The sequence below is a fragment of the Wolbachia pipientis genome, from assembly GCF_023661085.1.
In the GTDB taxonomy this organism is placed as follows: Bacteria; Pseudomonadota; Alphaproteobacteria; order Rickettsiales; family Anaplasmataceae; genus Wolbachia.
The window spans coordinates 1-5,522 of the sequence record NZ_JAHDJT010000096.1 but is presented as its reverse complement, the minus strand read 5'-3'; the positions used below and the strand labels follow the sequence as shown (position 1 = coordinate 5,522).

Annotated in this window: 4 protein-coding genes and 1 pseudogene; all 5 read right to left on the bottom strand. The window is 34.3% G+C overall.

Features of this window, described 5'->3' with window-relative positions; genetic code table 11:
- Nucleotides 1-789: pseudogene (locus DM84_RS04650) on the bottom strand (hypothetical protein); the annotation flags it as partial.
- Nucleotides 782-1,219 (bottom strand): ribonuclease HI, encoded by a 438-nt coding sequence (rnhA, locus tag DM84_RS04645; protein WP_250778707.1) that lies wholly within the window; start codon nucleotides 1,217-1,219, stop codon nucleotides 782-784. The pseudogene DM84_RS04650 and the gene rnhA, both read right to left, overlap by 8 nt.
- 190 nt (nucleotides 1,220-1,409) lie before the next feature.
- The gene (locus tag DM84_RS04640; RefSeq protein WP_250778706.1) at nucleotides 1,410-2,297 is read right to left on the bottom strand and encodes a heme o synthase; all 888 of its coding nucleotides are present in this window, start codon (nucleotides 2,295-2,297) and stop codon (nucleotides 1,410-1,412) included.
- A gap of 1 nt (nucleotide 2,298) precedes the next feature.
- The gene (ctaD, locus tag DM84_RS04635; protein ID WP_250778705.1) at nucleotides 2,299-3,849 is read right to left on the bottom strand and encodes a cytochrome c oxidase subunit I; all 1,551 of its coding nucleotides are present in this window, start codon (nucleotides 3,847-3,849) and stop codon (nucleotides 2,299-2,301) included.
- Between the two features lie 15 nt (nucleotides 3,850-3,864).
- A complete protein-coding gene (gene coxB / locus DM84_RS04630; RefSeq protein WP_250778704.1) occupies nucleotides 3,865-4,629 on the bottom strand; it encodes a cytochrome c oxidase subunit II in 765 nt (254 codons plus the stop codon).
- Nucleotides 4,630-5,522: the final 893 nt, after the last annotated feature.

The window sequence follows — 5,522 nt, the reverse complement described above, 5'->3', positions numbered from 1 at the left end:
TATGTATATGTTTCCATCTACAACTTCATCCTTTCCATTAATTCTCATTGAAAAGTTTCCTTTGAACCCTATTTCTCTGTCCAAATTGTAACTTTTAACTAGTGTAGAAAACTCGTTAAATAGCCCTAACTTTAGGTTATAGAATGTTCCATACAAATTTAGTAAATTATTGCGGTTTTTTATCGTAATGGATAAATCATCTAGAAATCCTTTATCTTCTTTTGTATGGACACGAATATCCAAAACATTGAAATCTTCCCCCTTCCCTGCATATGCTTTATCAATGAAAAATTCACCTTCCGTGCTTTTATTGATAGCAATGTTAGTAATTTCAATCTTTGAACCCGCATTTAAGCCAAAAAAGAATTTCCTTACTGCTTTCAAAAAATTTTTCGAATTAAAATCAACTGCCTTGAAGTCGTCTTTTTCCTGGTTGATATGCACATAAACATTATCAGCCGAGACTTGAGAGAAATTTACACTGGTTTGTAACAAAGAACTGAACTTAAAATGCACAAAAAGGTTAGGAACTTTTATAGTAAAGCCAGGATTCACTATTTTTAAATCTGTAATGACTAGATATGGATCTATGCCATCTCTTTGCCAAATAACTAAAGTACTCTCCATATTGACGTTTGAGTTGGCAAATGCTTTCGATATCTTATTCTTTAAGTAAAAATTGACATAACTAATATTAACTTCCAAAGGACCCTTATCTTTGAAAAAGATAAAGAAGCAGAGCGTAAATAATAAAACTATAGAAAATAATATGGTGATTTTTTTAAGCATCGATTATTGCTTTTCTTGCTAAACTATCAGCCTCCTCATTATATTTATCGCCATTGTGAGCTTTAACCCACCTCCAATTAATCTTGTGTTGTAAAGCAATGTTATCCAATTCTTTCCACAACTCCATATTTTTTACTGATTTTTTACTACTTGTCTTCCAGCCATTCACTTTCCACTTATTTATCCACTCTGTTATACCATGTTTGACATAGAAACTATCCGTATATAAATTAATATTACAAGAAAATTTTAACGCCTTCAGTCCATTGATCACTGCTGTTAACTCCATTTTATTGTTTGTGGTATTTTCTTTCCTACCATAAACATCCTTTCTATGATTTTGAAATAGTATAATTGCCGCCCATCCTCCTGCTCCAGGATTACCAAGGCACGCTCCATCCGTATATATTGTCACTTCCTTTTTATTCATCCTTAATTATATGAATTAATAAAGTATATAGCTGCTTTTACGAAAGCACAATTTCAATGAAGCACATGGATACAAGGCATTTAAGCTGTACCCTTAAATTTTATTATAGAAACAAAGAAAAGCGCAACAACGAACACTATTAGAAGGAAAAACAAAAAATAGTTTTTATGTTTCTGCCGTTCTTTCATAGCTAAAACAAATCAGTAGAACAAAAAATAATACTAGTAAACAGAAAAAATAGATAAGAAATTGAATAAGAAAACATTTTTTTCTGTGAGCTATGATTTTTGAGCCTTATAATAGATACAGCATACCAAATAAAAATGCAACCCTCAAGGATTGCCAGACTTAGGTAAAATAGAGCCTTTTTCAAAAACAGTGCTGGAAGTAAGCTAGTTAGCACCAGCAACACACTGTAAATTAATATATGTTTTCTTGTTTTCTCTGGGCCATAAATAACATTGAACATTGGAATCGACGCTTTTATATAGTCTTCGGACTTATTTAAGGATAGAGCCCAAAAGTGTGGTGGAGTCCACATAAAAATTATTAGAAATAGAATAAAACTTTCCCAACTTACAGAGTTAGTCACAATTGCCCAACCAATCATTGGAGGAAAAGCACCTGATGCACCGCCGATAACAATATTTTGCGGAGTGCGTCTTTTGAGCCAAATTGTGTATATGAAAACGTAAAATAATATACTAACTGCAAGCAAAGCAGCGGAAATATAGTTCACTGCTATTGCCATAATAAATACCGACAATACTCCAAGGGTTATACCAAATTCGAGCGCGCTCTCTGCAGAAACTCTACCTGAAGGTATAGGACGATCTTTTGTTCTTTCCATGAGAAGATCTATGTCCCTATCGTACCACATATTTATGGCACCTGCGGATCCTGAACCAAGAGCAACACATACAAGAGATATTAGTGCAAGAAAAGGATGAATACTACCTGGTGCAGCAACCATCCCAGCAACTGCAGTAAATACTACAAGATACATTATCCTTGGCTTTAGCAAACGCCAAAAATCCAATATTGTTGATTCAACATTTAACAAAGTACTTGTATACATTCTATTTCACCACTGGCGGTTTTTCGAAAGCATGAAAAGGTGGTGGTGAAGATATTGTCCACTCCAAAGTATCACTTCCCCAAGGATTATTTCCAGCTTTCTTGCCCCATCTGAAGAGGTGTACAACTATAAACACAAAAAGCATAACTGAAATGAAGGACATATATGAACCAATTGAGGACACATAATTCCAAGGAATGAATGCATCTGGATAGTCGGGTATACGCCTTGGCATACCAGCTAATCCTAGAAAATGCTGAGGTAAGAAAGTGATATTGGTACTAATAAAAGTAAGCCAAAAATGTATTTTTCCCAGGCACTCATTATACTGTTTACCCGACATTTTACCTATCCAATAATAAAAGCCAGCGAAGGCTCCGAATATTGCAGCAAGTGACATGACATAGTGAAAGTGAGCAACAACATAATAGGTATCGTGCAAAAGCTTATCTATTCCACCTTGAGACAGAATTATTCCGGTTATGCCACCGCCAACGAACATAAAAATAAAACCTAGTGCAAATAACATAGGGGTTTTAAGCTCAATCGCTCCACCCCACATAGTTGCAATCCAGCTAAAGACTTTAACACCAGTTATAACACCAATGAAAATTGTGCTGGTGCTAAAAAATATGGCAGCATCTTCACTAAGCCCAACAGTAAACATATGGTGAGCCCAAACCATAAAGCCAAACACTGCTATGCCTATCATTGCATAGACCATTCCCATATAACCAAATATCGACCTATGAGAAAAAGTTGACACGATTTGGCTTATGATACCAAACGCAGGAAAAATAATTATGTAAACTTCCGGATGACCAAAAAACCAAAATAGATGTTGAAACAATACAGGGTCACCACCTCCGGCAGGATCAAAAAAGGAAGTACCAATGTTGCGATCAGTGAGCAGCATAGTTATAGCACCAGCAAGCACCGGTAAAGCAACAATTAGCATGAATGACGTTAATAAAACAGACCAAACAAATAGTGGCATCTTAGTTAATGACATACCCTTTGCACGCATGTTAAATATAGTAACTATAAAATTGATCGCTCCAACAATCGATGACATACCAGCAATATGGAGTGCAAGTATGGCAAGGTCAACTCCTGCACTTGGATGGGACATGACTTGTGACAGAGGTGGATATAAAGTCCAACCTGTTCCAGGACCTTCGCCAGCAAATGCTGAAAGGACAAGTAAAATAAAAGATGATACTAACAACCAAAAACTTAAATTATTCATACGGGGAAATGCCATATCTGGTGCACCAATCATAAGAGGTACGAGCCAATTACCAAACCCTCCCATTAGTGCTGGCATTATCATAAAAAACACCATTATTACCGCATGCCCTGTAACCATCACGTTATATAATTGATAGTTATTGTTAAGTATATTAATGTGCATTAGTTGAGTACGAATAACCACTGATAATAATCCACCAATAATTCCAGCTAGTATGGAGAAAATAATGTACAGCGTTCCTATGTCTTTATGGTTAGTAGAAAATAGCCAACGCTTTATACCTTTTGGTACATCACTCATATCTATACTTCCAATTTAACTCACTAATTTTTTATTTTCGATCCACTTATTAAAATCTTCTTTACTTACTGCCTCAACAACAATTGGCATAAATCCATGACCTTGACCACACAATTCATAACATTGCCCATAATAAATACCAGGCTTTTTGACATTAAACCATGCTTCATTTAGTCTTCCTGGTATTGCATCAATTTTTATACCGAAAGCTGGTATTCCCCAACTGTGTATCACATCTCCTGCCGTCACTTGTAAACGAACGTTAGTATTGATAGGCAAAACAACATTATTGTCAACAGAGAATAGTTTCAAATCTCCTTCGCTAAAGTCATCTTTTCCCTTAATATAGCTGTCAAACGACACACCTTGATATTCTGGATATTGATAGCTCCAATACCATTGATGACCAATAACTTTCAGTGTTATGTCAGCCTTTGGTACCTTTTCCTGCAGCTTAATTAATTCAGCGTTTTTAAAGGCCAATATTCCAACAATAATCGTTGGTATAACAAACCAGACGATTTCCAAAAGGATATTATGACTTGTCTTACTTATATCCTTCACTTTGCTCTTACGAAAGCGAAATACTACATAAGCAAGCAGTGCCCATACGAGAAGCATTATTGCAACCATTATACTCATCACAAACGAATGTGACTTAACTACAACTTCCATTACCTCAGTTGCAGGAGAAGGAAATCCAAATTGCCAGGAGGTAGGAGCAGAAGCAGCTGATATACTCGAGTAAAACATTATCAATAATACAAATAACTTTATCATACTTGTTTGCTGTAAAACTAAGTGACATACCGTATAATAGTATATATAAACTTACTATGCAAACAGAGATTAGCAATGATTAATAATTTTTTAGCATTTGATAAGTATAATAGTATAGTACTAATTTAGGGGAAAAAGCATTTACATGAATCTATTTTAAGTTAAAATATTATAATATTTTTAGTTAAGTATTTACTTTAAGTAAGTTCTATAATAAGTTTAATAGTGTCTGTTACTGCTTTTAGGTGTGAGGCTAGAGGGTTATTAGCAGTAACAGACACTATTAAACTTTATGACAAATTTACTCATCTGTAAGTATAAAGACCTGCCTTATATTTTATATAATACACTATACTTTATTAACTAACTTTTAATGCCTGTAGCAGCATATGTAATTTACATATTACAGAAAATAATCATAAATTATACTACTTGTAACCAATATAAAATTCTTTATTCAGCACCATTTCTATTATTTTGGGGTGTTAAAGCACTTGAAACTTGAAGCAAATGCACCTCGGCTTTCCGCAAGGAATAACTGAGTTACTAAGCTCTGTAAACAAAATTTTTAGAGAAGTCAATAAAATCTTATAATAAATCTCAATAGTAAATTAAAAAGTTTCCCTACGATTAGAGGTTTAGCAATTTATTATGTATCTTGTTTGATAACGAAAGTTGGTGTAACCCTTATGCTTAAGAAATTTACCAAGCGAAAAAAGCAAAAAAGGCCCTAGTCAGTATTTATTTTTAGTATTGGCGTTTTTATGCTTTAAACGCTGCAATTTAGCTGCTTTTAACCGCAACTAGTCTAAGCTATAATATTTAAGAAATTTACCAGACAGGAGAAAAAGACAATAAAACCCCGAGGTAGCTAGTTATTCCACTCTCTATTT

Coding starts and splice junctions, on each gene's coding strand:
- rnhA (WP_250778707.1), bottom strand. CDS start 1,219: ATGAATAAAAAGGAAGTGACAATATATACGGATGGAGCGTGCCTTGGT.
- DM84_RS04640 (WP_250778706.1), bottom strand. CDS start 2,297: ATGTATACAAGTACTTTGTTAAATGTTGAATCAACAATATTGGATTTT.
- ctaD (WP_250778705.1), bottom strand. CDS start 3,849: ATGAGTGATGTACCAAAAGGTATAAAGCGTTGGCTATTTTCTACTAAC.
- coxB (WP_250778704.1), bottom strand. CDS start 4,629: ATGATAAAGTTATTTGTATTATTGATAATGTTTTACTCGAGTATATCA.